26 protein-coding genes are annotated in these 26,947 nt (G+C 66.4%); 6 read left to right on the top strand and 20 right to left on the bottom strand.

Annotated elements, in window-relative coordinates:
• The coding region (locus ACVFYP_RS07565; protein WP_499199515.1) for a Calx-beta domain-containing protein at window positions 1-652 on the top strand (652 nt) is incomplete at its 5' end.
• A 1-nt stretch (window position 653) separates the two neighbouring features.
• Here the strand turns inward: ACVFYP_RS07565 and ACVFYP_RS07560 are convergent.
• The 13 genes from ACVFYP_RS07560 to ACVFYP_RS07500 all read right to left on the bottom strand — a co-directional run bounded on the left by ACVFYP_RS07560 (window position 654) and on the right by ACVFYP_RS07500 (window position 12,803).
• Window positions 654-824, bottom strand: a complete 171-nt coding sequence (locus ACVFYP_RS07560; RefSeq protein ID WP_499199514.1) for a DUF2635 domain-containing protein — start codon at window positions 822-824, stop codon at window positions 654-656.
• 11 nt (window positions 825-835) lie between these two features.
• A complete protein-coding gene (locus ACVFYP_RS07555; protein WP_499199513.1) occupies window positions 836-1,366 on the bottom strand; it encodes a hypothetical protein in 531 nt (176 codons plus the stop codon).
• Entirely contained in the window at window positions 1,363-1,692 is a 330-nt protein-coding gene (locus ACVFYP_RS07550) for a head-tail joining protein (protein ID WP_499199512.1), read from the bottom strand. The genes ACVFYP_RS07555 and ACVFYP_RS07550 overlap by 4 nt, the downstream gene beginning before the upstream one ends.
• A 7-nt stretch (window positions 1,693-1,699) precedes the next feature.
• Entirely contained in the window at window positions 1,700-2,731 is a 1,032-nt protein-coding gene (locus ACVFYP_RS07545) for a major capsid protein (RefSeq protein WP_499199511.1), read from the bottom strand.
• A 39-nt stretch (window positions 2,732-2,770) separates the two neighbouring features.
• Window positions 2,771-3,157 (bottom strand): head decoration protein, encoded by a 387-nt coding sequence (locus tag ACVFYP_RS07540; RefSeq protein WP_499199510.1) that lies wholly within the window; start codon window positions 3,155-3,157, stop codon window positions 2,771-2,773.
• 14 nt (window positions 3,158-3,171) lie between these two features.
• Entirely contained in the window at window positions 3,172-3,822 is a 651-nt protein-coding gene (locus ACVFYP_RS07535) for a hypothetical protein (protein WP_499199509.1), read from the bottom strand.
• Window positions 3,823-3,857: 35 nt separating this feature from the next.
• Complete coding sequence (locus tag ACVFYP_RS07530) at window positions 3,858-4,745, bottom strand: S49 family peptidase (RefSeq protein WP_499199508.1); 888 nt, start codon at window positions 4,743-4,745, stop codon at window positions 3,858-3,860.
• 61 nt (window positions 4,746-4,806) lie between these two features.
• On the bottom strand, window positions 4,807-6,471 hold the full coding sequence (locus ACVFYP_RS07525; protein WP_499199507.1) for a methyl-accepting chemotaxis protein: 1,665 nt from the start codon (window positions 6,469-6,471) through the stop codon (window positions 4,807-4,809).
• Between the two features lie 118 nt (window positions 6,472-6,589).
• Window positions 6,590-8,206: a phage portal protein gene (locus tag ACVFYP_RS07520; protein WP_499199506.1), complete on the bottom strand. Its 1,617-nt coding sequence runs from the start codon at window positions 8,204-8,206 to the stop codon at window positions 6,590-6,592.
• On the bottom strand, window positions 8,203-8,463 hold the full coding sequence (gpW, locus tag ACVFYP_RS07515; RefSeq protein WP_499199505.1) for a gpW family head-tail joining protein: 261 nt from the start codon (window positions 8,461-8,463) through the stop codon (window positions 8,203-8,205). Before gpW ends, ACVFYP_RS07520 begins: the two co-directional genes overlap by 4 nt.
• A gap of 797 nt (window positions 8,464-9,260) precedes the next feature.
• Window positions 9,261-11,279, bottom strand: a complete 2,019-nt coding sequence (locus ACVFYP_RS07510; protein WP_499199504.1) for a phage terminase large subunit family protein — start codon at window positions 11,277-11,279, stop codon at window positions 9,261-9,263.
• Window positions 11,280-11,331: 52 nt separating this feature from the next.
• Window positions 11,332-11,997 carry a hypothetical protein gene (locus ACVFYP_RS07505; RefSeq protein ID WP_499199503.1) on the bottom strand — a complete coding sequence of 222 codons (666 nt, stop codon included), beginning with the start codon at window positions 11,995-11,997 and terminating at the stop codon, window positions 11,332-11,334.
• Window positions 11,998-12,182: 185 nt separating this feature from the next.
• Window positions 12,183-12,803 carry a hypothetical protein gene (locus tag ACVFYP_RS07500; RefSeq protein ID WP_499199502.1) on the bottom strand — a complete coding sequence of 207 codons (621 nt, stop codon included), beginning with the start codon at window positions 12,801-12,803 and terminating at the stop codon, window positions 12,183-12,185.
• A 53-nt stretch (window positions 12,804-12,856) separates the two neighbouring features.
• Here ACVFYP_RS07500 and ACVFYP_RS07495 point away from each other — a divergent pair, with 53 nt between their 5' ends.
• A complete protein-coding gene (locus ACVFYP_RS07495; RefSeq protein WP_499199501.1) occupies window positions 12,857-13,018 on the top strand; it encodes a hypothetical protein in 162 nt (53 codons plus the stop codon).
• Window positions 13,019-13,043: 25 nt separating this feature from the next.
• Here the strand turns inward: ACVFYP_RS07495 and ACVFYP_RS07490 are convergent, their stop codons facing one another.
• From ACVFYP_RS07490 to ACVFYP_RS07475, 4 genes are all read right to left on the bottom strand, one after another.
• Window positions 13,044-13,388, bottom strand: a complete 345-nt coding sequence (locus ACVFYP_RS07490) for a hypothetical protein (protein WP_499199500.1) — start codon at window positions 13,386-13,388, stop codon at window positions 13,044-13,046.
• The gene (locus ACVFYP_RS07485) at window positions 13,388-14,134 is read right to left on the bottom strand and encodes a recombinase family protein (protein ID WP_499199499.1); all 747 of its coding nucleotides are present in this window, start codon (window positions 14,132-14,134) and stop codon (window positions 13,388-13,390) included. Before ACVFYP_RS07485 ends, ACVFYP_RS07490 begins: the two co-directional genes overlap by 1 nt.
• Window positions 14,135-14,403: 269 nt before the next feature.
• Window positions 14,404-14,829, bottom strand: a complete 426-nt coding sequence (locus ACVFYP_RS07480; RefSeq protein WP_499199498.1) for a hypothetical protein — start codon at window positions 14,827-14,829, stop codon at window positions 14,404-14,406.
• Complete coding sequence (locus ACVFYP_RS07475) at window positions 14,826-15,356, bottom strand: phage antirepressor N-terminal domain-containing protein (protein WP_499199497.1); 531 nt, start codon at window positions 15,354-15,356, stop codon at window positions 14,826-14,828. Before ACVFYP_RS07475 ends, ACVFYP_RS07480 begins: the two co-directional genes overlap by 4 nt.
• Before the next feature lie 236 nt (window positions 15,357-15,592).
• Between ACVFYP_RS07475 and ACVFYP_RS07470 the strand changes: the two genes are divergently transcribed.
• On the top strand, window positions 15,593-15,748 hold the full coding sequence (locus ACVFYP_RS07470) for a hypothetical protein (RefSeq protein WP_499199496.1): 156 nt from the start codon (window positions 15,593-15,595) through the stop codon (window positions 15,746-15,748).
• A gap of 134 nt (window positions 15,749-15,882) precedes the next feature.
• A complete protein-coding gene (locus ACVFYP_RS07465) occupies window positions 15,883-19,947 on the top strand; it encodes a PIN domain-containing protein (protein ID WP_499199495.1) in 4,065 nt (1,354 codons plus the stop codon).
• A 67-nt stretch (window positions 19,948-20,014) separates the two neighbouring features.
• Here ACVFYP_RS07465 and ACVFYP_RS07460 read toward each other — a convergent pair whose 3' ends face one another.
• Window positions 20,015-20,563, bottom strand: a complete 549-nt coding sequence (locus tag ACVFYP_RS07460; protein WP_499199494.1) for a DUF6362 family protein — start codon at window positions 20,561-20,563, stop codon at window positions 20,015-20,017.
• Between the two features lie 443 nt (window positions 20,564-21,006).
• Here ACVFYP_RS07460 and ACVFYP_RS07455 point away from each other — a divergent pair, with 443 nt between their 5' ends.
• Both ACVFYP_RS07455 and ACVFYP_RS07450 read left to right on the top strand, forming a co-directional pair.
• Window positions 21,007-21,891 carry a PstS family phosphate ABC transporter substrate-binding protein gene (locus ACVFYP_RS07455; RefSeq protein WP_499199493.1) on the top strand — a complete coding sequence of 295 codons (885 nt, stop codon included), beginning with the start codon at window positions 21,007-21,009 and terminating at the stop codon, window positions 21,889-21,891.
• A 44-nt stretch (window positions 21,892-21,935) separates the two neighbouring features.
• Window positions 21,936-23,699 carry a putative bifunctional diguanylate cyclase/phosphodiesterase gene (locus tag ACVFYP_RS07450; RefSeq protein WP_499199492.1) on the top strand — a complete coding sequence of 588 codons (1,764 nt, stop codon included), beginning with the start codon at window positions 21,936-21,938 and terminating at the stop codon, window positions 23,697-23,699.
• 104 nt (window positions 23,700-23,803) lie between these two features.
• Here ACVFYP_RS07450 and ACVFYP_RS07445 read toward each other — a convergent pair whose 3' ends face one another.
• Together ACVFYP_RS07445 and ACVFYP_RS07440 are read right to left on the bottom strand one after the other, a co-directional pair.
• A complete protein-coding gene (locus ACVFYP_RS07445; RefSeq protein ID WP_499199491.1) occupies window positions 23,804-24,157 on the bottom strand; it encodes a hypothetical protein in 354 nt (117 codons plus the stop codon).
• Between the two features lie 253 nt (window positions 24,158-24,410).
• Window positions 24,411-26,930 (bottom strand): DUF927 domain-containing protein, encoded by a 2,520-nt coding sequence (locus ACVFYP_RS07440; protein ID WP_499199490.1) that lies wholly within the window; start codon window positions 26,928-26,930, stop codon window positions 24,411-24,413.
• Window positions 26,931-26,947: the final 17 nt, after the last annotated feature.

The following is a 26,947-nucleotide window of genomic DNA, read 5'->3' as shown; positions in this document are numbered from 1 at the left end:
AAGCTGGTCGGTCGCGGGAAGCGGTGCGAATGCGGCCAATGCCGCGGATTTCCAGAATGGCGTCCTGCCCGGTGGCGTGGTGAGCTTCGCCGCCGGTGAAGCCTCGCAGATCGTCAAGGTTCGCGTGGTCCGCGACGCGGTGGCGGAGGCGAATGAAGGCTTCACCGTGACGCTCGCCTCGCCAAGCGGCGCCACGATCAACCAGGCTACCGCAAGCGGCGTCATTCGGAATGATGATGCCGCAGCGCTGCCAAGCCTGTCGATCGCGACGCTGGTCGGCGACCTGAACGAGGGCACGGGGACTGGGGTCAGCGTCTTCAGCTATGAGGTGACGCGCAGCGGTGACCTGTCGAGCGCCAGCCAGGTGGCTTGGTCGGTGGCCGGTAGCGGTGCCAATGCGACCGATGCCGCGGATTTCCAGAATGGTGTCCTGCCCGGCGGCATGGTGAACTTCGCCGCCGGCGAGGCCTCGCAAATCGTCAAGGTGAGAGTGCTCCGCGATGCGGTAGCGGAAGCGGACGAGCACTTCCTGCTACGCTTCCAAGCGCCCAATGGCTCGGAATTGGCCAGTGCGGAGGGCATCGTCAGAAACGACGATGTCATGACAAGCGCTTTCAGTTTGCCATCCCACGATCTGATGCTGATCGGATAGCCTAGCCCTCGCCCGCCGCCAGCGCGGCCGGCGCCGTGGCCTCGTTGATGTCGCCGTCGCGCAGGCGGCGCATCCAGTAGGCGTCGCGCGGCACCTCCCGGCCCTCGGTCGGCAGGTGGTCGCGCAGGGTCGGGTCCGGGACCTTCAGGCCCTCGGCGGGAATCACATACATGCGGGGGGCTCCTACGCCCGGCGGGGCGCGATGGGGCGGAAGGCGAGGCTGGCGTCCTCGCAGTCGATGGGCGGGCACGGCGTGTCAAAAACCTCGGTCCAAGCCATGTCGAAGGCGACCAGGGCCGAGCCTAGCGCGACCTCGCTGCTCTTGGTGTCGATGCCGAGGGTGGTTTTGGCGCCGTCGATCCGTTCGATCTTGCGGTTGGGCGGCAGCAGCAACTCGCCTGCTGCCAGAACCGCCTCTGTCACCGCGCCGGTCAGTTCCTCGAGTTCGGCTTCCAGCGCGACAGCATCGCGGGATCGGGCATCGAGCCGCAGCTCGACGGCGAGGATGAAGGAGACAGCGTAGAAGGACCGGTACGACGTGCCGCCGGTGCGCTTCTTTTCCTCCTGCCAGCCATAGACCAGGGCGGCTGGCAGCTCGTCCTCCGACAGCGGCCAGGTTCGGGCGCGGTAGACGCGCTTTCGCAGGGCGGGCACGCGCTCCGCCAGCAGGACGGCGACGGCATCGCGCACCGCGACGCGATGCTGCACGGTCATTCCAGGCGGCCCAGCTGCAACAAGATCCAACCCTCGGCGTCCGGCAGCGCCGCGCCGGTGACGTCGTAGGTGATGTTCCGGATCAACACGCGATCCAGCGGCTTGGGCGCATAGCCGGGCGGCAGCTCCGCCGCACGGATGGCGAGGGTGGTACGGGCCACCAGCACCGGAGGCCCCTCCCCCGGCTCGGGCACCTCGACCATGCAGGTGTCGAAGATCCCGGGCACCTCGAAGTCGGGCTCGAAGCGCGGGCCGTAGAGGATCGGCTCCACCTCCCGGAAGGCGCCCATCACGGCCGCATCCAGCCGAGCGAAGTCGATCGTCATGGTGGCGTCAGGCGCCCTTGCGCGCGCGCTGGAGCATCCCGGGCCGCGTGCAGATATGCAGCGGATAGGAGTAGGCCTCCATCGTGAACTCGGCGTTGCGGTCGCGGTCGATGATGGGCTGGATGTAGATCGGCTTGCCGGGGGTGTTCACCCAGTCGAAGCTTTCGCCCGGCGCCAAGGCGCGTTCGAAGACGCCGGGCGCGCCGACGGGGAAGAACTTCGCCTTGTCGGCCGGCACGGCGATGGTCGTGTTGTCGTCGGTGCCCCGGTAGTTCATCCAGTCGATGCCGCCGAAGGGCATGGACTGGAAGGCGGTGCCGCCGCGCAGCTCCATCGCGGCGTTCCAGTTGACGTAGGTCTGCACCACGTCGGGATGCGCCACCAGCTCATCCCAGAAGTCGTCGCCGACGATGGCCTGCACCCGGGTGCTCGGCGTCCAGGCGCCCTGGGCCGCGCGCATCATCTGCCGCACCACCTTCGCGCATTTCTTGCGCAGCGTGCCGGCGGTTTGCGTGCCGGTCAGGTCGAAGGCGACCTCCGCCGGCTGCGCCACGCCGAATTCCGAGAACCAGTTGAACAGGGTTGAACCGTCCGCATCCAGCAGGATGCCCTGCACCGCGCCGAGGCGATGCAGCTCCCACGTCACCTCCATGTTCATGGTCAGGCCGGTGGGGCCGGAGAGGCGCCGCGCGGCCTCCGTCTGGAGCTGCATCAGCACCGTCTCCTGACCGAATTCGCGGATGTTCTGCAGTTCGGCGGAGCGGATGGTGTCGGCATGGGCCAGGCGCGGCACCTCGAAGTAGCGCATCTTGCGCTTCTCGGTCGTACGCTGCTTGAGGGGCGCGCCGCGATCGGAGGTGGGGATGATGATGAGCTGGCCGTTGCGCTCCTCCACGGCCAGGGCCGTGGTGCGGATCGGCTTGTCCTCGAAGACGCCGAGGCTGCCGAGGCCGGTCGGCGCATAGGGGTAGCGATCGACATAGCTGGTCAGTTCCAGCGCCGAGAAGGCGTCGGTGCGGAACAGGTTCATGATGGTCATGGTGAGGGGGTTCCCAGGCCAGGGCGCGTCGCGCGCGGCTCAGCGGCCGATGATGAAGCTGGTGGCCAGGTCGGTGAGGCCGGCGGTGATGCCGGTGCTGTCGACCCCGTCGGCCCAGACCAGCTCGGAGGCATTCACCTCTGCCAGCCGGGCGATGACGGTGCATTTGCGCGACGCGCCGGCCGGGATCAGCACCGGGTTGAAGAGGATGGCGCGGGCCGTCTCGCTGCCATCGGAACCGGCATTGTCGTAGGCGACATAGGAGCTGTCGGCAGTGAGCCGCGCCAGCACCAGGCCGCCTTGCAGCACCATCTCGGTGCCGCCGCCGTTGTTGATGGTGACGACCTCCCGCGACAGGTGGCCATTGGCCTCGGAGATCAGGAAGGCGCCTGCGTGGAAGCCTTCGTTCAGGACGGGGCTGGGCATCGGGGGGTCCTCGACTACTTCCGGGCGACGCCGGCGCGCTGCGCGGCCGCATCCCAGGAGCTGGTGATGGCCTGGCGGCCGGAGGGGGCGGGCGCGGTGCCGGTCGGGCGCGGCCCGCCGAGCGCGGCCATGCGGTCGGACAGGCTGGGCTGGCCGGCGCCGGCGGCACTGCCCTCGCGCGGCAGAGACTTCAGGACGCCGATGGCGGCCTTGGCGGACATGCCGGTGTCGAAGGCCAGGCTGCAGGCGGCGGCGACGCGGCCGGCGGCGTGCTTCGAGGTGAAGATGGCGCGGCAGCGGGCGCGCTCCGCCTTGGTGGCGGCGCGGGCCGACTGGCGGGCGGAGGCGGAACCCTTCGGCTTGTCCTCCTCCTCGTCATCCTCGGCCTTCTCGTCGTCCTCCTCGTCTTCGGCGGCGCGATCCTTGTCGTCGACGCCGTCGTCATCCTCGGCCGCGCGATCCTTCTCGTCGTCGTCATCCTCCGCGGCGGAGGCGTCGCGGCGATCCTCGTCCTTGTCGTCGTCCTCCTCCTCGGCAGGCTTGCCAGAGGCGGTGACGGCGTCGGCGCCGATCAGATGCGCGAAGGGGAGCGCCTCGGCGGCCTGGCGCTTGCGGGGCTTGGACGCGTGCGCGGGCGCGCCCGCGGGCTTGCGGGAACGGGACATCGAAACCTCGTCGGGGGTGGAGTGGTGGGGTGGCGCTAAAGGCTGCGGAACAGCGCGCCGAAGGCCTGGTCGGGGGATTGCACGGCATCCGCCAGGCCGAGCGCGACGCCGGCGGCGCCGAGGAAGGTCTCGGCCTTGGTGCCGCGAATGGCAGAGGCCTTCAGGCGGCGGTTGCGGGCGACGGTCTCGACAAAGAGCTCGCCCATCGTGTCGATATCCGCCTGCATGCGAGCACGCGCCGCGGCCTCGAGCTTCTCGTAGGGGTTGCCCTCGGCCTTGTGCTCTCCGTAGCGGATCATCGTCACGGTGATGCCGGACTGCGAGAGCGCTTCCGAGAAGTCGACGTGCATGCCGATGACGCCGATGCTGCCGGTGCCCCCGGTGCGGGGCACGGTGATACGGTCGCAGGCGCAGGCGAGCGCATAGGCGGCCGAGAAGGCGTTCTCGTCCAGAATGGCCCAGAGGGGCTTTTGGCCGCGCAGGCTGTGGATGGTGTCCGCCAGGTCGAAGCAGCCGGCGACCTCGCCGCCAGGGCTGTCGATCAGGAAGGCGATGGCCTGCACGTCCGGATCGCGCAGCGCGGCCAACAGGTTCAGGCGGATGCCGTCATAGCCGGTCATGCCGGAATAGGGCCGCAGCGTGCCGAGCTTTTGGACGAGGGTGCCGCTGACCTCGATCAGCGCGACGCCGCCGACGATGCGGTAGCCCTTGGCGTCGTCCTCCCGCGGGCCGCGCTGCACGGCGGCCTCATCCTCGTCGAAGGCCTGCGGGCGCAGGGCGACGAGCTGGCCGGAGCTGAATAGGCGGGCGATGCCGAGCCGATCCGCCAGCGCCGCCATCACCACCTCGGCCTTCGCCGGATGGATGGCGATGGGCGTGTTGAAGAGGCGCTGCGCCAGATGGGGGAAGCGGGTCACGGGCATTCCACAAATGAAAAGGGCAGCCACTACGGCTGCCCTTTGGGGTAGTCGCGGGTCAGCGCGGCTACGCCGCCTGAACCTCGCGCAGGAAGCTGTTGACCTCACGCCGCATGTTTTCGGACTGCTGCGCGACCTGGCCCGCGGCCGAGCGGACGTCGTTCGCCGCTTGTCCCGTCTCGCGGGTCGCCCGCCCGACCTCACCGATCGTGTTGGTGACCTGGCTGGTGCCGTCAGCGGCTTCCTGAACATTACGGGCGATCTCCCTTGTCGCCGCGCCCTGCTGCTCAACGGCAGCGGCGATGGCGGCGGAGATCTGGTTCACATTGTCGATGATGCCGCTGACACTGCTGATGGCTAGCACGGCCTGTTCCGTGGCAGCCTGGATGCTACCAATCTGCAAGGCCACCTCCTCCGTCGCTTTCGCCGTCTGGCTCGCCAGCGTCTTGACCTCGGAGGCCACCACGGCGAAGCCCTTGCCGGCCTCCCCGGCGCGTGCGGCCTCGATTGTCGCATTGAGGGCCAGCAAGTTGGTCTGTTTGGCGATATCGCCGATCAGCTGCACCACCTCGCCAATACGGCGGGCGCCCTCGGCCAGCTCACGCACCGTGGTGTCGGTGTTGCGGGCAGCGGAGACGGCCTGGCTGGTCACCTCGGTCGACTGCGCCACCTGGCGCGTGATTTCCTGGACAGAAACCGAAAGCTCTTCAGCCGCGGCGGCGACCGTCTGCACATTGCCATTCGCCTGTTCGGCGGCATCGGCGACTTCCCCGGCCTGGGTCGAGGTGCGGGCCGCGATGGTGGTCATGGATTCCGCCGTCGCATCCAGCTCCGTCGCGGCGGAGGACAGGGCGCCGATCATCTCACCGGCACGCCCGTCGAAGTGCTGGGTCAGCACGGCCAGGCGCTCGGCGCGCCGCGCCTTCTCGACCTGTTCGGCTGCCTGCACAGCGGCCATGGCATCGGCCTGCTGAAGGCCGCTCCGGCAGGCGTCGATGGCGCGGGCCAGGTCGCCGATCTCGTCATGGCGCACCAGGCAAGGCAGCTCGAAGGCATAGTCACGGGTGGCGAGCTGGCGCGTCACCCCGGCGAGCCGCACGATGCGCTTGCCGACCATGGTGTTGAGCCACTGCGCCGCCACGGCACAGATCACCATCGCGGCCAGGGTGCAGAGACCGATGAGCCAGAGGGAGGTTGTGTACGTCGCCTCCGCCTCCTCCGCCGCCGTAAGCGCCATCTGGCTGGCCAGTTCCAGTAGCGAGGAGATGGCGGCGCGCAGGCGCAGGGAGGTCTGCATCATCTCACCATTGAAGTAGCGGGCGGTCGCATTGACGTCGCCGGCGGCGATGAGCGCGGCGAGCCTTCCCTCCAGCGCCAGGTTCGCCTGCCATTCCCGCTCGATGACATCCAGCAACCGGAAGCCTTCGGCCGAGGTCACGAAGCTGCGGACCCTCGCCTGCTGCTCCGTGAACATGCTGCGCGCCGAGGCCAGGCGCTGGGCGGCGCTGGCGCGCACGCCTTCGTCGTCGCCCATCAGGGAATTCGCCTGGCTCAGCCGGAAGCGGACGGCCGCCTCGTTCAAGCGCCCGAGAGCCTCGGTCTCCGGCACCCAGCGGCGGCCGAGCTGGCGGGCATCGTCGCGGATACCGCCCAGCTCAATGACGGCGGCGACGCCCATCGCGATCACGACGAGCAGCAGGGTGCCGAAGGCGACGGCAAACTTGGATCTCATGCGGAGATCGGACAGATGGCGCATGGGGGGTTCGGGACCTTTAGGGAAGCCCGACGAGCCGGGCGAGACTGTCCCAAATATGATCACGAATTGTTGAATTACTGTTAGCTTCGGCGCATCACTTTGACTTCTCCGCCGGCCGATTTGGCGACCCTGCCGCCCAAGTCGGCAGCGGGATGCCCCTCTCCTGCATCATGCGGATCTCCAGCGCCCGCTGATCCAGGTTCTCCTCAAAGTCCCGGCCCTGCTCGGCCGCCTCGTCCTCCAGCGTGCCCAGCCCGGCCTCCATGCCCAGCACCGCGCCCTGCCGCTCCGCCACCGGGTCCACCCAGCCGCGCGCCGGGCCGATCCAGCGGCAGCGGGCATAGGCCGTCCGCATCTCGGCGAAAGGCGGTGCATTGCGCGGCAGCGGCGCCAGGCCGCGCTCCAGCACCTCCTCCAGGAAGGCGCCATAGATCGGGTTGGCGAAGCCCGTGGCGAACCAGTCCCGCCGGCGGATCGCCGTCTTCCAGGCCTCGAGCATCGCCGCCCGGGCGCTGCTGTAGTTCGTCTTGCTGTAGTCCCAGGTCAGCTGCTCGGCCGAGAGGCCCGTCGCCGCCGCCAGGGCGCGCAGCACGGCAGACTGAAAAGCCTCGAAGCCGCTGTTCGGGCGGGTGGCGCTCTGGCTCTTCAGCGTCTCGCCCGGCGCCAGGTGCGGCACCTTGACGCCGCCAATCATCAGCGGGTTGGCGGCATGGTGCTCGCCGCGCAGCTGCTGGTAGGCGCCGATCATCTCGTCGCCGGCGGTGGCCAGCGCCAGGTCCTCGCGGTCGAGCGGGGATTCGATGACGGTGGCGAAGACGGTTTGCAGCAGCGCCTGCTGCAGCTCCGCCTGGTCGTAGCGGGAGAGCATGCGCATCCGCGCCAGGATCGGCGTGAGGATGCCGGTGCCGCGATGCTGGCCGGCGCGTTCCCGGTCGAAGTCATGCACCACGATGGGGCGGCCCCAGGGCGTTTCGCGCGGGAAGTAGTCCCAGTGCATGGAGGGCACGGCGGCATAGACGTCGCCCTGATGCGCCTGGCGGATGTGGTAGCCGACCGCGGCGGCGGAGGCGACATCCAGCTGCACCCCGCCGCGCAGGGTCAGCGTGTCCATCTGGCCATAGGGGTTGGAGAGGCGGTCCGGGTCGATCAGCTGGACGGAGGTGCTGTAGCGCGCGCCGCCGGCGCCGACGCGCTCCGGCGTCCAGAGCAGGCAGGCCAGGCTGTCGCCGTCGATCACCTTGTGGCGCAGCGCCACCCAGAACATCTGGGTCAGCGTCTGATGCCGCTCCGCATCGCAGTGCCGGCCGAGATCGTCGGCGAACATGCGCCATTCGGCCTCAACGACGCGGCCGAAGTCGTCGGCCCAGCTGGCGTCGAAGCCGGGCGAGAAGCGTTCCAGCGCGCGGTAGTCGGGCTTGGCGACCAGGCGGAACTGGCTGCCGATGGCGCTGTCGAGGATCCGCGTGACGCCGCCGGTTGCCCAACCGTCATTGCGGATGAGGTCACGCGAGCGGGCGACCATGCGGTCGCGGTCGTGGTTGATCTCGCCATCGGGCGAGCGGAGCCAGGGCTGCCAGGTGGCGCTTTCCTGGCTGAACAGGTTGGCCGCGTCATAGGCGAAGGCGCCGCCGATGCCGCCCGGCACGCCGCTGGCCTGGGCGCGCAGGCGGCGCGCGCGCAGGACCTGGCCGGCGGAGCGGGCGCGTTTCATCGGAACACCACATCGAGCGCCCTGCGGGGTTCGCCGAGGGCAGTGTTGATCTGGCGGATCAGGCCGCGGATGCGGGCCTCATCGGCGGCGGTGAAGGTGGCCGTGCGGGAGGAAAGGCCACCGGCGGCGTAGCCGACCGAGACGGTCTTTTCGCCCATGGCGAGGTCGAGGAGGGCTTGCTGGAGCTTGGCGCGGGTAGCCGTAAGGGCCTCGCGGGTCATGCCCGCGAAGGTGCCTTTCGTGATGGTCGCGGACATGGGGGTTCCTCGGGAGCACCGGGAGGTTCCAGGTCGTCAGAGACGGGCGGACGCCCAAGGCGGGACAGACCCGTCGGCGGTGGCGTTGCACTGCGCACCGGCCCGCGGCGCCCATGCGAATGCCCTCCTGGCTGGCTATCGAGGCGTCCCGCCATGCGAGGGCTAAGGCGCTTCCAGGACGCTGGCCACGGCGGATGAACGGCGCCGCCGGCACAGCCAACCGCGCGAAAGCTGCGCGCGCCGGCCCGCGCTATCGAGCAGCGCGAAATCGGGGCGGCGTGTTCGACCCACAAACTTGTTTCATCCGCCGCAGGCGCGCTGCCTCAGCTGGCTTGCCGGCACGCTCTTGCGATCGGGCTGCCATTTCGAGAGCTCTATTGTAACCTGGACAGTTATCTTGATTGGCGCTCGGCCCATGACCGAGACCGGTGTTGGGCTCCGATGGCATTGTGTACTGGGCCAGCGCAGGCGTGGAGACAGCAATAGCGGCCGCCCCGCTCAGCAGTAAGCTGAGCGCCTTAATTGATGTTTTTATTGTTTTTTTCATGACTGGATACTTAAATTGTACAAGTTCACTAGGCTTTAAATCTATACCTCTCAAGTAAAATATTAGACGATTTATCAATTTTCCGTACGGGCCATGCCGTCGACTGAGGCCTTCGGCGGAGGCTCGTGGCCGTGGCAGCGCAGTATGACGGGCGCCGGTCGAGGGAGGTGACCGCCGCAGATGCACCGGCGGCAGCCAGCCTGCCTCAGGGGGCGCATACGGGCGCTTTGGCCAGCGGTCGGCATGTCGTTTAGCTGACCCAGCGTCCAGAACGCGCCTTCGGCGCTGGAATGGAACGGGCAGTGGCATGTGCTTCGGCAGCCTCGCTCACCACCCGCCCGCCTGATGCGGGGCGTGTTGGCAACTCATGCGTCCCCGCATTGACGACGGCCGCCATATCCGCCCGCCGGTTCAGCTGCAGCCCAAAGTGCAGCAGCCCGCACAGCGCGCCATAGGCATAAACCCGGCAGTCCAGAGCCTCATTCCGCCGCCCTGGTATCGGCTCCCATACCCGGTACCGGCTGACACCGGACTTCACCGTGATCAGCCGCTCCGCCGTCAGCTGCTGGTACCAGCCGAGGTCCCGCGTCGCCGGCACATGCATGAAGCCCGGCCCGGGTTCTTCCAGCGCCAGGCGGTTGCGGATCACGTCCTTCGCGCTGTTCACGCCCAGGATGATCGGCCGGTAGCTCGCCTTGTGCGCCGGCGTCGGGCGCTTCGTCGGCCAGACCGGGTTGCGCGCACCTTTTTGGGCGCTCTCGCCCTTGATGCCCCAGATCTTCCGGCCAAGCCGCGCCTTGCAGAAGGCATAGACCTTTTGGGTGTGGTGGCCACCGGTGTCGATGCAGGCGGCCTCGATCGCGAAGGGCCGGCCGTCGTCGCGGTGAAAGCGCTGCAGCAAATAGGCGTCCACCTGGTCCCACAGCGCATCGCTGCCGGGATCGCCCTCGAAGACCTCATAGGCGATGGACCAGGATTCCTCGTGGTGGCCCCAGCCCACCAGCTCCAGCACCACGCAATCCTGCTGCACGTCGAGGCCGGCGGTCAGCACCGCCACCCCCTCCGGCACCACGCCCGGCCAGTTCTTCGCGCGGCGGATCAGCGCATCCAGCGCCAGGGCCTTGCCGGTGTGCTGGCGGTAGGGCTTGGCAGCCTGGGTGTTCCACCAGACCTGAAGCTTCTCCTCATCGCCCTGCGCCGCCAGCCACTTCGCCGCCACGTCGGCCGGCTTGTCGCGCTGCCAGGGCGAGTAAAGTTTTGAGGCCTGGAACCCCGCATGCTTGTTCGGCACTGCCCAGCCGCCGCAGTGCCGGCAGGTGGCCCGGTAGACGGCATAGCGCCGGCCGGCCCACCATTGCCAAGTGGCGTCCACCGCGGCCTCCGTGCCGCCCTGCTTCGGCAGGGCGCGCCAGCGGGCCTCGTAGGCATCCAGCGACGCCTGGCGCTCGCCACAGCAGGTGAAGGGCCGCGTCTGGTGCCAGCGGGCCGTGGTGAGCGCGCGCAGGCGGTCGCCCTCGCTCCAGCCGGTGCCGCAGGCCTCGCAATAGATCCGCGCCGTCTCCGGCCGGTGCACGCCCTCCGGCTTGTCCCAGTGGACGTGCCGGAAGAAGTCGAGGAACTGGCGGTGGCCGCAATGCGGGCAGGCCAGGGAGGCGCGCCGCTGGTCGCTGGAGGCCTCCGCCGCCTCGATGCGGCTGCTGCCTTCCACGGTCGGCGAGCAGGCGCGCAGCGACAGCCAGTTCAAGTCGAAGCTGGCGAGGCGCTCCTCGGCGATATCGATCGGCTCGCCCTCGCGGGTGACGACATACTTGTCGACCTCGTCGCAGAGCAGCACGCGGATGGGGCGGCGCGCCAGGTTGTCCGGCGAGCCGGCGCCGGCCAGCGCCAGGAAGCCGCCGGGGAAGCTCTTGAAGAGCAGCGTCTCCTCGGCGTTGCGCGTCTTGGCGGAGCCAACCAGGTCGCGCAGCACCGGCGTGGCGCGCACCATGGGGGTGATGCGCTCTTTCGAGAACTGTTCGGCCGCGGCCTCCTTCGGCTGGAGGAGGAGGATGGGGCATGGGTCGAGATGGGCGAAGTAGCCGAAGACGTTCTCCAGCAGCGCGGTCTTCATCAGCTGGGTGCAGACCATGGCGCTGATGGTGTGCACGCCGGGCTCCGTCACCGCGAGCATCGGCCCGCGCGCTACTTCGACGGTCGCGGTGCGCCAGCGGCCGGAGCGGGAGCCGGCGCCCTTGGCGAGGTGGCGGTAGCGATCGGCCCATTCGGGCACGGAGATCCGCGGCGGCGGCGTGAGGCCGCGGCGCCAGGCGCGGGAGAGGCGGTCAGTCGGGCTCGCCAGGGGCGGTGAAATCGGCTTCGGGCTCGCCGAGCTCCTCGAGCTGCTCGTGGACATAGCGGGTCAGGGCCTCGGAGACGCGATCCGCCTCGAGGTTGAGGTCGGCGGCCAGCAGCGGCCCGACCCGGGCCGGCCAATTCAGCCATGCATCGCGCGCCGCGCGGGCGCTGTTGAAGAGGACCTGCTCGGCGAGCTCGATGTCGATGACGGCGCCGGCGGCCTTGCGGGCGGTGACCATGCCCTTGAGGGCGGCGGCGGCGGCTTTGACTTTTTCGGACTGCGCGAGGTCGGGCGCATCGCCGGCGAGGACGCGACGGGCAAAGGCGTCGAGGTCGAGGGATTCGCCCTCGGCGTCGGGCTCGGCGCGTCGGCGGCGGCGCGATGCGGTGCCCTGGGGCTCCTCCGCGGGTGCGGACAGTGCGGACACCGGTGCGGACACTGCGGACAGGGTGTCCGCACCCCTGTCCGCACCCGCCGCGGGATGCCGATTGCCGTGCCGCCAACCCGTGCCGACCAGCTCGGGATTTAGCTTTCCATTCGACAGGGCATGGAGTTTGCCCTGCTCGACGGCGCGCCGCACCAGCCGGTCACTGCACCCTTCGCGCCGCGCGAACTCCCGAATGGAGATGCCGTCTTCCGGGGGTGCGGACACCTTTTTTCACCCATAGCTGGGGATGGATCGGGGTGCGAAGCATCCCGTGCGGGGGGTGGGGGGCAGGAAGGACCCAAACCGGGGGGGTGGGTCCCCCCTGCCCCGCCGCGCCGCGTCACCGGGCTCGGCCGACCTCGCACCTCCGTCAGGGGGGGAGCGTCGCCGAGCGCGGGAGCGGCGCGAGCTCAGCGCCGCGCCGTGGCCAAGGCCTTGGCCAGCGCCTGGCGGAAGGCAGGCGTCATGGTGGCGGTGGCCACCTTGATGACGCGATCTCGGAAGCCGAAGCGCGGCTTGTAGCGGGCCTGGCCGATGAACAGCGCGAGCGGCTGCAGCGCGCCGCTGGCCAGGCGTCGGAAGAAGCCGCCGACACCGGATGGCGTCTTGCCGACGAAGACGTCCTTGCGGCGTTGCAGCGCGGCCAGGCCGCGGCGCGGGATATTGCCGAATGCGTTGCGGGCGATGGCCTTCGGCATGATCAGCGCCTGGCCCTTGCCGGTGCCGCCATGCTTCGAGCGCGCGGGCTGGCGCGTGCCGCCCGTCTCCTGCAGTTGCAGGTACTCGGCCTGGCGGTCCTTCACGAAGACCCGCGCGACCAGGTTGTTCTTCCGAGCCGGCGTCACCGCGATGCTGTTGCGGGTGAAGGGCGTGGGCCTGTCGAAGATGCTGGGCAGCGCGCGGCGGTTGGCCACAGCGGCGGCCTGCGCCATGTCGGTCAGTGCGCGCGCCGTGGCGAAGGGCAGCTGGTTGCGCGCCACATCATCCAGCCGGCGCGTCAGCGGGCGGAAGTCAGCGCGGATGTCGAGCATCGCCAGCCCACTCTCATTGTCGATATGATATGATCTGTGCCAAGGGAGGGCGCATGACGATCATCCCCTTCAACAGCCCCAGAACGACGAAGAAGGCGGTGCTGGCGCAGCTGGAAAGGGAGTTGGCCAAGCCCGGCCTCTCACCAGAGTCGCGAGAATGCCTCGTGGAGCTCAAGCGCCAGGTCCAAGCATGGAAAGAGTCGACCTCCCATTGAGGCCGCACGCGCCTGCTGGAAGCCGCTACTGCACGCTCAGGGTGGTGTAGCCCTTGCGGCCCTTCTTGCCGGGGATGATCTGGCCGATCATCGCCTTGGTGATCACCACGTTCTCGGTCGCCGGCGTGCTGGCGTGGGAGCTTCGCGTCAGCACGCGGTTGCCGGCGATGACGCTTTCATGCGGCCCCATGGCGTGCAGCAGCGTGACCTTCAGCGCCTCGTTCTCCGCGGTCAGGCGATCGATCTCCGCCTTGTTCACCGCATAGGTGCCGGCATCGGCGATGACCTTGCGGTCGAGGATCTGCGGCCGCGTCACCGGCGCCACCGTGGTGGTCTTGGTGCGGGCGGTGGATTTCCTGGGGGTCGGCATCAGCTCTGGCTTCCTTGATTCATCAGGCGCTTCACCTGCGATGCGTGCCAGACCTCCCCACCCGAGGGAGGCCGAACGCCGCGGGCGGTGAGCGCTGCAGCGATATCCCGGAGCGATGTGGCGCCCGCCTTTCTGGCGGCTTCGATGTAGGGCCATACGTCGCGGTGATAGGCTGCAGCGCGTTCGGTCTGCGCGGCTCGGCCGGCGCGGGATGTGGCAGTGTCGAAGCCTCGGACGATGCGCGGCCCGCCAAGCTTGGCGCCGCGCGCCTTCGCCGCGGCGAGCGCCGCCTTGGTGCGCTGGCTGATCAGCCCGGCCTCGAGCTCAGCGACCGCCGCGAGGAGGGTCAGCAGAAACTTGCCGGTCGGACCGGGCGGGATCTGCGGCAGGTCGCAGAAGGCAACGCCGGCATCGCCGACACCCTCGACGACGGAGAGCAGGAAACGCGCGTTGCGCGCCAAACGGTCGAGCTTCGCGATGACCAGCACCGCGCGCCGGGCGCGACAGGCGGCAAGGGCGGCGGCGAGCTGCGGCCGATCCACCCGCTTGCCGCTTTCCACCTCCTCGAACTCCGCGACCAGGCGGCCGAGGGGGTTGGAAGCGACAAAGGTGGCCACCGCGGCCTTCTGAGCCTCCAGCCCCAGGCCGCTGCGGCCCTGTTGGTCGGTCGAGACGCGGTAGTAGGCGATGAAGAGCGGTCCGCCAGCCGGGCCCTGTACGGGCGCCCTGAGCCGGGGACGGGGCATTCTACGGGTGTTCCATCCGCAAACGTCCGTTGACTGCGTTGGTACAGATGCGCGGGCCATCTGCCGCGGCGCCCGGCCTTACAGGCCCATCCGGACGTTTGACGGGATGTTAAGGGGCCGTCGACCTGCGCGCGGCCGCCTCCGGAAACGACGAAGCCCCCGAACCGGATGGCTCGAGGGCTTCTGAGGGGCAGGCCGGCGACGCGTGGGGCGTGCCGGCCCTCTATGGGCATTGTGGCGCTTCCGCTACCGCAGAAGCCGCCATGTGATCAAGCAGAAAATGACACGGCGTTCATGTTTCCGGGCAGCGCCACCAGATCCCGCAGCACGGCAGCCACCGCTTGCTGATCCCAGGCTGGCTCCGCCGGGGCCAGCAGCTGCGGCGCCCATTGGGTGAGCGAGAGGCCGCGGGCGTGGAGGCCGGCCAGGGTGCCGGCGCGGGACGCGCAGATGAGGGGGTGGAGCTGGGCCTGCTCCGCCTCCAGCGCGTCCAGCACGGCTTCGGCATGTTCCTCCGCCGCCCTGTCATCGCCGATGGCCAGAAGCATCCGCCGGCGCTGCTGTTCCAGCGCATCGAAGCGCGCCAGAAGGGTGAGCAGTGCCGCGTCCCGATCCTGCGCCACGCCGGCGCCGAGGCCGAAGCCGGTGAGGAAGGTGGCGCTGCCGCCGAGGGCCAGGGCTTCCCGCCGCGTCATGCCGCACCGCCTTCCCCGGCGCGGGGGAAGAGGCTGCCCTGGGCCGCGATGGCTTCCACGCTCGGCAGGCCGAGCTTGAACCACATCTGCCGCCCGGCATCGACGCCGAACAGACGTTCCGCCTTGTCCACCAGGAAGGCCTTGTCGCGGAGGCTCAACTCCTCCTTCCCCCGGCTGCGGGCGTAGAAGTGCTGGAACAGCACCTCGTGGCATTCCCGCTTATAGGCCAGCACGGCATCCCGCGCTTCTTCGCGGACCTTGCCGACCTCGATCGAGATCAGCCAGCCGGGAACCAGGCTGAGACGCAGGCAGGTGGTTTCCTGCGTGCCGCCGGCGGAGGGGATGGGCAGCATCACCAGCCCTTCCCGCAACACCTCATCATCCTGGATGCGTTCGCGCTGCCGCCGCGCATCAATGCCCATGCCATCGCAGATCGGGGTGATAGCGACGAAAACTCCCTCCGGCCGTTCCACGGCGAAGAGGGTGGTTCCCCGGAAGTCGAGGGTGGTAAGCGTGCCTGTAGCCATGGCCGGGTTCGCTCCTGAACCGGGTTGTGGTCAGGCCGGGAGGCGTGTTCCCGCACGCCCTCGGCCGCCCTGAAGGAAGCTCCATCGCGGCGCTCCCTTGGCCCAAGGGGTGCACCGTAAGGTACACCCCTTTTGCGATACACAGCATCACTGTATCACAAACTCCGGGTCAAGCTTTTTGTGATGCGATGATGCGGTGATGCGGGTAAGCTCCGGGCATGGGACGCCCTAAATCGATGGCGAGCCGCAAGCTCGTCTCTCTACCTGCCGATCTGACGGAGAAGGTGGAGAACTACCGCTTTGAGAACCGCATCAACACCGAGGCTGAGGCCATCCGGCGGCTGATCGAGCTTGGGCTGGAGGCGGCTGCACAGCGTCGACCATCCGGCTGAGGGAAGCCTTCTTCGATAAGCTATGCCTAACGTCGTCAAAGAACTCGGCGGGCAGCATTTGATGTCCGAAGGGAAACGACCTCAATGCAGCGTGTTGCGCTCAGGTGTCCAAACCTAACAGCGAGGCTCATCGTGTGACGATCGCGAAGCCGGATAAATTCCCACCGCCTGCTTCAACGAATCTTGCCGTCGCTCCTTCATCAGCGCAACTCCCGCTGATTGCTCGGATGGCGCTCGAAATACAAAAACCCAAAGACTGGCAGGCCTTCCAAAGAAACTGTGTCCTTCTCTTTCGGAATGAGCTTCGAGACCCACATACCATTGAGTATGGCCGAAATGGGCAGACGCAGTACGGGATAGATATTTTGGCTTGTCGCGATGAAGACCCAAATCATGGGGTCGCGATTCAATGCCGACTATACAAGAAGCCGCTAAAATATGCGGCGATGCTCAAAGACTGCAGAGATGCCGCAAGGCATTTCAAGAATCTGAGAGAATTCATCTTCGCGTCTACATCTCCTGATGATGCCCGGGCCATAGATGCCGCTCGACAGGTGCAAGATCAGCTCACGAAGGAAGGCTTCACCATCCGCATTATTGTATATGGGTGGGAGCAACTTCAGCTTGTCATTGCCAGGCATCCGGAAGCTTACGACGTTTTCACGGCAGGAGGCACGGGCTTTCCCGCGCCTCCTCCAGAGATAAACCTTGACGACTTGCGGCCAGGCAATTCTTTAGAGGCAATTGCAGATCGACTTATCGGATTTCTAGGGTCGCGGTTGCCGGCGCTCCTACCGCCAGCGCTGCCGAACGAAGCGGAGGGTCTTTCAGATCCTGCCACTGAAGATCCGGTTCTTCACGCGCGCATAGATGGCTTTCGCGATCTTTTAAGTAAGCATGGCCATCCTGACTTGGCGCGCAATGGCCTACTTGGAATGAAGGCTGAGCCCGGAATTGAGAATTACCCCCGCGCGCTCTACCGCATAGAAGCTAATTTAGGAGCCGTCGAGTATCAACTCGGGCATCTTGATCGAGCGGTAGTTTTATTCGAAGCTGCTTACGCGATTTGCCCGCACGAACCGGCTGCCAAAGCTCATCTCGCACTAGCCCGGCTTTTGCAAGGGAATTTTTCTGAGGCCATGTCGGCAGCGCGTGAAGCGTTGGCCGGTACTCCCAGACCAGAGCTTGCCCTAACTTGTCTGATGCAGGCCGCGACACTCTCTGGGTCAACAGAAGACCCGTCTGACCTTATTCCCGCTGAGTTGAAGGATTCGGTAGCAGCAGACCTGGGACTCGCCGAGGCCTACCGGAAACGCCAGCGACCTGGTTGGCAGACGAGCTGCATTGCACTCGCTCAGCGGCACATTGGCATCCCGGAGTTCGTGCCGATTAACGCAGTTGCTGTGCTGTCTTTGGCAACTGAGACCGAAAAAATGTTACCTGGCGGTGTTGGGCCCGTCTCGGCTGAGCAGATTATTCAGGCGGCTGAAGAGTTGTGCGCGTTCGTGGGCCACTTACTCGACATCAAATATTCTGACCAGGACAATCTGAGAGCACACATCAACAACGCCTGCGTCCTGCTACGTCTGTGCGGGCGTTATAACGACATCGAGTTGCTACTAAAGCGCGCACCGAACGCGTTGCGCGAGGATCCGCTTTTGCGCCTTCAAATGGCGGTGGCACTGGCGGCTGGAGGGCGGCCGTCCGAAGCAATTATATTGCTTGAGGGTGATACAGACGCACAGAACCAGATCTTCCGCATCCAGCTTCTCGCGGGGTCCGACTCCTTCACCGCGTTGAATGAAGCCCTTTCACTTGATGAGGGGCAACTGTCCCCCGATCTATCTTTCTTGCGGTGGAATTTGATTGCCGAGGCGGGGCTTGCGACGCGGCGACTCGACGTGCTGCCAGGTGCCATCTCTGCACTTCGGCGAGCATCTCCAAGCCATCCAGCGCCGGCCGTCTTTGAATTGCGGAAGCGCCACGAAGAAGGTCTAGCTGATGAGGAGTTCAGGACAGAGCTGGCAAACTTAGCCGATGCTCTGGGAAGTGACGCCCCGATGGAACACAGATGCTTCCTTGCGGCCGAACTCGACGATGCTGGTTTGGCCGAGAAGGCTAGCTTGTTGCTGGATGATTATGTCGATCTTAACAGACCCACAGCTACTGCGGTGTTCTATCTTAGAACGTTAGCCGCAGCCCGCAGAGATGAAGCGTTCTATCAGGCACTGGAAAAGGCATCACCTAGACTTCGGGCGCTGCCAGCAGTGCTCTGGGGTACAGCAGCCCATGCGTGGAATATTGGGCATCTTGAGTCTTGCCGCGACGCGATTACCAGCCTCGCTGAAGCGGAACCTGACAATCTTGCCGCTCGGCTGTTTAAAATTCAGGTTCTCCTTCGCCAAAACAAGCGATCATTGGTTGAAGTCGAGGTTCAGCACCCCCTGGAGGCGATGAAGAGTACGAACGTAAAGGATCGGCTTGAGGTTATAGCACTGCTCTGCAAATTCAATTACAGAGAGCGAGCCGCGATCCTTGCGTATAAAATGTTCCTTGAACATCGAGATAACCCTCGCGTTTGGATGTCGCTGACTTCCGTTGTGCTAGGGGAAGGTACTGGTGCGCCTCGAGCTCCGGATATTTGGGCAGCCGAAATCGTGGCCCCACATATCGCGGTCGATGTAGCGTACGACGATGGTTCGACAAATTTCTTTATCGTTGAGCCGGATGCGTACCTTCGACGGCTGGATGGCGACGCGCGCGAACCTACATTTCCCCTTGTTAAACAATTAATGGGGCTAGCTACCGGCGCCGAGTTTAGCGCACCTAATGGCCGACGGGGCAAAATTACGAGGCTCCGCCACAAGGTAGTGGCGCGCTTCCACAAGGTGCTCGAGGAATTCGAAGCCCGGTTTCCGGGAAGTGAATCTCTGAAAAGCATTAGCGTAGCCCCCGGCGAGCCGGGCGGCCTAGACGAGATGATGGCCATTCTAAAGGCACGCGCTGAAAGTGTGAAAGAGGAGCTGGATAACTTCCGAGAAAATGATTGGCCATTAGCGGTTCTGGCCGCCCGCCTCGGGCTGGATGTAATCGACGCCGCCGAAGGCCTTGTCAGTCAAGGCGGCAAGCTAAAAACGGCGGATGGCTCGCCAGAAGAGCGCGTAATTGCTACGCGAGCCATTTCAGCTAATAACCAGCGCGGGATGGTCCTTGACCTCCACTCCTTCTGGACGGCTTGGCGCCTTGGCATACTTGACACTCTCGAACTTGTCGGAGGTCCTATCCACGTTGGGCAACAGGTCCTAGATCGGATGCGTGCCCGGCGTGACAAGCTCATGCCAAACCTAGAAAGTGGCACGAAGCATGCTCATTACGAAAATGGCCGAATTGTCATCTCGGAGTTTTCTGCGAGCGCTATTTCCGAGCTTTCCAAAAATTGCTCGTTGGCCGTCGAATGGATGGAATCAAGAGCAACGATTTGTCCGTTAATCGCTGGCGACGATCTTCCAGACGGCGTGCGCGAGCTCCTCGGACAAGGTGCGACGGATATATTTGACGCGCTAGTTATCGCCCAAAAGCGCGATTTGTTGCTGCTTTCTGATGATATCTTTGTGCGGCGGCTCGGGCACTTCATCGGCTTCGACGCATCATGCTGGACTCAGGCCGTCTTACTCGAGGCGAACGCTCGCGGCCATATCACGCGACCGCGGTATATCCAGTTGCTTGCATGTTTAATCGAAGCAGGCCATAGCTACCTGTCAATCACGAGCACTGACTTAGCGGACGCCCTTGAGCTAGATGCTACTGAAGGCAAAGCGCCGGGCCGCACATTTGCTCAAATCAGCAAAAGCATTGGCGGGGAAATCGCAGATCCCGCTTCTCATGTGCGGGTTGTTTTCCATTTTCTGTTGCTGGCATGGCGCGTGCCAAAGCTGCGGAACTATTGCAAGGGAGCGACATCTCACCTGCTCCGACAGATGATTCGTTGCCGCTATGAAGACTACGGAGAGATGCTTAGGGCGCTATTCCACCCGTTCCACCGGAAGTCTGAAATCGGGAGATTTCTGAGATATTGGCAGATCGGCCACTTCATCACAGATGAGGCCATATTCGGCTCTTCCACCGCGCCGTCAGGTGCAAGTACTTCATTGTCACATAGTTCTCCCGCTAGCGCGTCGTCCGCGTCGCATGAGTCGTGAGTACCAAACGCCGCATCGCGGCGGGGACCGAGGCCGGGCTTTTCCTGGTCTCCGTCATTACTGGTCGTCAGCTGCCGAACTGTCGCCCGCGTGCCAAGCTCCCCTGCCCCTCCCGCTCCTCCCGCCACAACCGCGCCCACTCCGCCCCGCCGCATTGCTGCGCGTACAGCGCCATCACGATCCAGCTGATGCCCTCCGCATGCCAGCGCTGCACCGCCCGGTAGTCCCAGCCGAACATCGCCCCGATCGATCGCCAGCTGTGTCGATGCCGGCCGGTGATCGGGCTGGTGAGCGCCCGCAGCAGCAGGATCCGCCGGTGGTTGATCCGGTCCTCCGGCACCAGCTTCATCCAGCCGAAGGCCTCGTCCATGCGCGTCACCTTCCGCGCGCTCGGCGCCGGCGCCTTGATGGTGATGGGGCCGTAGCCATAGGCCTCCGCCGCATTCACCAGCACCTCCGGCCAGTTGCTGCGATAGCCGGCCGGCAGGCAGCCCTTGGAGGGTAGCGCCAGAAGCGTCGCCCCGGCCTCCTCCAGCCGGTACTGCACCACCTCGGCATCATAGATCGGCGCCTGCGGCCGGGCGGCCGCCAGGTGCTGGACGCGGGTCATGTTCATGGGGCGCCTCCAAGCGCGCGCGGGCGCCGGCGGAGGGTCCGCGGCGCCGAATGTCGGAACGGGTGGGCGTGCCTCGGCAGGGGCGGCGCGCGATGGCGGGGCGCGGGGCTCCACCGCCGGGGTGGCGGTGGCGCGTGGCTGTCCCAGGCTATCCGAAGACCTACCCCAGAACCTGCCACGTGATCCACGGGCCTTTGGGGTGTCGTCGGAGTCGAAGAGGTGATGCAGGGGGCCTCAAGGCGGCGGGCCCCCGCCCGGCGCCAGGATGAGAATTATCACAGAACGCAGAGGGGTGAGGAGAGCTTCGTCACGCTGCGGGCCTAAATGCCCGGGCGGATACTCTGGCCTGTTGGAAGCTGAACGCGGCCGCTCCGAATTCTATTGAGTGGCGCTCCCTTAAGCTCTACGCATATCCAAGATATCAGGCAGAAGGAGAGTGCTCTATGCAACGTTCCTTCTCAAATACTGGCGCCATTCCGCCAAGTACAGCGGGGCGCCGGCTTTTTGGTCGGCGACTGTCACTCGGTATCGGAATGACGTGCGTTCTACTGCCGCAGCGCCACGTCAAGGCCATCCAGCCCTTTCGTGTAGGTGGAACTGGCAGTGCCTTGGCGATCATGGAAATGCTCGCCGACGCATATCGGTTGGTGGCGCCAGCGGCGACTATCGAGATACTGCCAAGCCTGGGCAGCAGCGGTGGGCTGCGGGCTCTCGGCGCCGGTGTCGTCCAAATCGCTGTGTCGGTTCGTCCGCTTACGGAGGCGGAGCGCAACGGGCAGCGCGACTTACTATTTGCGCGCACACCTTTGGTCTTTGCCGCACATACTGGGAACGGCATCGATGCGATTTCGCGCAGGGACCTGATTCGGGTGTATGCGGGCGACATGACGGAATGGCCGAGCGGCGTGCCCGTTCGCCTGATCCGCCGGCCGGCGACTGAGGCGGACTGGGCGGCGCTCGCCAGCCTCTCGCCCGATATGGCGCGCGCCGTGCAGGCGGCGCAGAGGCGCCCTGGCCTCATCACCGCCGCGACGGACCAGGACAACGCCTCCGCGCTGGAGAGCGTGCGGGGCTCATTCGGCCTTATCAGCCTGGGTCAGGCGCTCGCGGAAAAGCGCACCCTGTCACTGCTTACGCTCGACGGCGTCGCGCCCAGTCTCGCGACTATGGCGTCGGGGGAGTGGCAGCTCACGCGGGACCTGTACGTGATGACCAAGACGGCAGCGCCGCCAGAGGTCGTGGCTTTCTTCGAATTTCTGTCCGGCGCGGAGAGCCGGCAGCTCCTCGCGCAATATGGCTACGCAGCAACCTCTGGCGCCCCGCGTTGATGACGTCGGGCCGACCGTATGTTGACCGCGCGCTTGCGCGACGCGTGACGATTGTTGCGCTGATCGTGTCCCTTTGCGTCGCGGTTGGCATGCCTCTCACGCATTTCCTGAGTGCCCATGCGCGAGACGAGGCGGCGGCGCGGGCAGAGGCACGGGTCGCCGCGGCGGCGATCTCCGACATGATCAACCGCAATCCAGATTTCTGGCGCTTCGAGAGCCACCGAGCGGAGGGACTGCTGGGGCTTGGCGCTCTGACCGGACGACGCAGCGTGATGGATGCCGCAGGCGTCGTCATAGCGTCGGTACAATTGGATGAGCCGAGCGCCTGGCCCGAAGTCACCGCCCTAGAGCCAGTTTACGATGCCGGCACCAGGGCGGGCATTGTGGCGGTGTCCCACTCTCTTCGTTCCGTGCTGCTGGAGACAGCCGGCGTTGCCATTTTGGCGTTGGCCCTGTCGCTCGGCGCCTTCTTCGCGCTGCACACCCTTCCGCTTCGCGTACTGGAACGGGCGTTGGAGCGGGCGACGCACTTGGCCACGCATGATCCACTGACTGGACTGCCGAACAGGGCGCTTTTCACTGAGCGTCTGAGCCAGGCGCTGTTGCGCACCCGGCAATTCGGCGGGACGGTGGCGGTGCTGTATCTCGACCTCGATTTTTTCAAGGACGTCAACGACACGTTGGGCCATCCCGCCGGCGATAGCTTGCTTCAGGCCGTGGCAACGCGGGTGCTGGCCAACTTGCGCGAGACAGATACGCTGGCACGGCTGGGCGGGGATGAATTCGGCATTGTGCAGAGCAGCGTAAGCCAACCTCAGGACGCCGAAGCCCTGGCGCGACGACTGGTCATCATCCTCAGCGAGCCGTTTTCGCTGGACGGGCATCAGGCAGTGGTCGGCGTCAGCGTCGGGATCTCGCTGCGTGACCGCGCGTCCCCAACGAGCGTGCAGGAAATGCAGCAGGAGGCCGACGTCGCACTCTATCAGGCGAAGGCAGAAGGGCGCGCCGCGTATCGGTTCTTTGAGGCGCGAATGAATGCCCGTCTGCGAGAACGAAAGTCCATGGAAATCGACCTGCGCGCAGCGCTGGCTGCCGGCGCCTTGACCCTGCACTATCAGCCTCAGGTGAACTTGTCGGACCAAAACCTGGTGGGTGCTGAGGCTCTGCTGCGCTGGAACCACCCGGCGCGAGGACAGGTTTCGCCGGAGAAGTTCATTCCCCTCGCCGAAGAGACGGGCCTGATCATTCCCATTGGAAGGTGGGTGCTTCGTCAGGCATGCCAGCAGGCTATGAGCTGGCCCCCTTACATGAGCGTCGCAGTGAATGTTTCGCCGGTGCAGTTCTGCCATTCCGGCTTCTTTGACGACGTCTGGGAGGCGCTGACAGAGACAGGGCTGGACCCAGCAAGGCTTGAACTCGAGGTGACGGAAGGGATCTTGTTGTCAGACACTGACGAAAACCTGAAGTCGCTTTGGAAGTTACGCGATCTAGGCGTCACGCTCGCAATGGACGACTTCGGCACGGGCTATTCGAGCCTCGGCTACCTCCTGAAATTTCGCTTCGACAAGATCAAGATTGACCGATCTTTTATCCGCGCGATGACGGAAGACGGCGACGCTGCGGCCATCGTCCGTGCGGTCTTGTCGATGTGCCGGTCCCTGGGCATTCGATCAAATGCCGAGGGTGTGGAGGACGAGCGGGAGGTGCAGCTGCTGCGCGGCGAGGGTTGCCAGGAGGTACAGGGCTATCACTTTGGGCGCCCTATGGCGCCTGAGGAGTTCGACATCCTCGTCCGCTTATCGCGTTAAGGCCGTAAAACCTGTCCCTCGCGAGCGGAGCCTAGGTAAAATCCCAGTTCAGCGTAGCCAGTTCCGCCTGGCACAGCGGACCGCACAGGTAGGGGGCAGTGCGATCAGCGGGTGCGTGGCACCGTGGCCGGCCGCCACTGCGTCATCCCATCCGGAAGGCACCAGCTGACCTCAGGCGGGTATCGCCGCCGCAGCTCTTCGGCGACGGCCGGATCATGCGCCGCGAAGTTGGCCTGGGCCACCCGCGCCGCGGCGAAGCGAGGCCAGTCAGGATGGCGCCCATGGGCGGCCAGCCATCCATTGCCTTCCCAGCCCTCACGGCTGCGCTCGTAGTGCATCAGCAGGATGATCTCCGCGCAGTCGGCCGGCGCGCCCGCTTGGGCCAAGGCCTTCATCTGCTCGCGAATCTCCCAGGGCGTGACTGCCCCCTGCCCCCGTTGTCGCCGCATCTCCGTCATCAGCTTGGTCTGCTTCCCCAAAATCCGCGCGTCACACGCGTTACACCGTCACCACATTGATTTCATTGTGAAAAACCGGTGACGCGGTCTGCGTTACGGCGCGTCACCGCGTCACACTTCCGGTCTTCGGGGCGCCGAGGCAGCCGATTTTGTGACGCGGTGACGCGCGACGACATGCCGCGCGTCACCGAAATAAGGCCGCCTTTTCAATGGTGTGACGGTGTAACGCGTGTGACGCGCCACATTCACCCCCTCACTCGTCGTCCGGCTCGTCCTCGCCCACCATATCGCGCATGGCGAAGATCGCGCCGCTGACCCGGAACACGCGGGCCGTGTCCTCCTTCTTCCCGAAGCGGACGGTGCCGGAGCCGGTCCGGTCGCCTTTGATCAGCACGCCCGCCGTGCGCAGCACCGCGACCACCCGCTGAACGTCGAGGCCCTTGCAGACCTCGTAGCGAAACACCTCCCGTTGGATCAGGTATTCCCAGCCACCCCCGTCCTTGAGCCGCCGGCGCCAGCCTGCCCGATTCTGGGTGCGCTGATGGTCGGGGTTGGGCGGCATCAGGTCCCCGTCCTCATCGGTCCGGGTCAGCGGCGTGAAACGGCTCTCGCCGTGCAGCTCCAGGAAAGCGCGCACCTGGGTCAGGGCCTGCTGGTCCTCGCTCGACCCCACGCCGCCGCGTTCGCCCAGCCAGGTCCGGAAGCAGGCGGCGGCGGCTTCCATGGCCTCACCACGTCGCCAGGGCAGCACGCCCCAGGCGATGGCCAGTTCACCCGCAGCGCCGACCAGGGCGAAGCGATCCGCCACGCTGCGCACCTGGCCGGCCGCATCCTCCGGCACATGCTTCTTCGCGAACCCAGCCTGTGCCTGCTTGACCCGCGCCTCCAGCCCCTTGGCATCCGTCACACGGGCGCGGACCAGATGGGTCAGGAAAGCACGCCCGGCAGTGCCGTAGCTGGTGCGCGCCCCGACCTCGATCGCTTTCGCCAGTTCCTGCGGCTTCTCGTGGTCGTGGAGGTGCTGGAACACGCCCATCCCCATGCCAGCGTCGGCAGGGAGGTTCACCAGTCGTACCTCGAGGCCTGCCATCAGCTTGCGGCCGGCTTCCAGCAGTTTGGTGCCCAGCGTGACCTCGCCGGTCGATAGAAACAGCGTCCGCCAGGTCCGCGTCTTGCGGCCGCCGCCATCCCGGCCGGCCCGCTGCTTTCCGGAGCCGTTGGCCAGCATGTAGATTGTGTCCGCGACCTCGTTGCTGCTGGCCATGCCCATCTCGTCCAGGATCAGCACCGTGTCGCTGGTCTCGGCCGCCGCGCTCTCCAGCCCGTTCGCGGTGGCGCGCCACTGCCGCACCTGGGCGCCGCGCGCGCCCTTGCCCCAGACACTGCCTGCCGCATAGGCGGAGGTCGACTTGCCGGTCTGGGAGGTGCCGACCAGGTGGAACCCGCCACTGTCGCCCCCGACGATGTCCATCAGCGGCGTGGCCAGCGCGATGCAGATGGCAAGCATGGTGCGGTGATTGCCGGACGCCAGGCGGCCGACACCTTGCTGCCAGTCGGCCAGAGTGCCGGCGGCCAGAAAGGCGCCATCGGTGCCCGCATGCTCGGTCTGCAGGATGACGCTGCTGGCGGCCGGCCCATAGGCCTCCCCGCCCGGCAGGATGAAGACGTTCTTGCCGTTGGCCAGGTGCCAGCCGGTGCGGTCCACACAGATCCGCCGGCGCTTGCTGCGCACGCCACCGATGAACTGCTTCAGCAGGTTCCGCGCCTTGCCGCTGGGGTTGCAGTGCAGCCCCGCCTCCTCGAGCTCCTCCGCAATGCGGTTGCCATCGGAGTGGATCAGGCGCTTCGGCACACTCCATTGGTGCTGACGGTCGTCGCGGTCCTTCCAGCGAATCACCAGACCCCAGTTCTGGCCGGCGCCGTCATTGGCCTCGCCCACCACCTCGAAGGGCGCGGCGATGAAGACGCGTTCGGCCGGCACCTCCTCATCCAGGCTGGCGCCGGGGTCGAACCACAGGCCGGTGTTCTTGAAGGCGAAGTTGGGGGGCAGCTGGGGCGGGTCGGCGTCCTGCGCTTCCGCCAACAACTCGGAGAGCAGCTCGGGCGAGGCGCCGGCCGGGAGGGGGTCCGCCAGATCCCAGCCCTCCGGCCAGTCGCGCGGCACCTCGACGATGCGGAAGCTGCGCGCCTTGGCGCCGGTGCTGGGGCGCGTGAAACCCGCGGCGGTATTGGCATAGGCGAGGCCCGGGTCGTCCCGGTCCGGCCAGCAGGTGACGTCGCGACCGGTCAGGGGTGACCAGTCGGCGCGGGAGGCGGCATTGCCGCCGCCCTGGCTGGCGATCGCCACATGGTCCGGGAACAGCTGCGCCGCCGCGTCGGCGGCCTTCTCGCCTTCGACCAGCAGCACCGGCGCCTTCGGACGGGCGGCCAGGGCCGGCAGCCCGTAGAGGGGACGCGGCGCGGGCGGCGCCTTCATGTGCCAGCCGGTGCGGTCCTGCCGCGCGCCCTTGCTGTCGGTCCACACCCGGCGGCCATGGCAGAAGGGGGTGACGTCCTTCCGCACCTTCAGGCCGTCACGCCGTTCGAAGCGCGCGACGACAAACAGCAGCGCACCTTCGGCGTCGCGGTAGTGCCAGCACGCCACCGCCTTGCCGAAGCCGGGGTGGTACAGGTCGGCCGGCAGCGGCGCTTCCAGCGGCAGCGGCGTGGGGGTTGGTTCCCAGACTTCCTTGCTGGCGGGGCGTGGCTGCGGATGGTGTGCGGCGCCGTTCATCTTGAGCGGTGCGAAGG

This window comes from Roseomonas sp. F4, from assembly GCF_053891155.1.
This window is presented reverse-complemented; position numbering and strand designations above follow the sequence as displayed.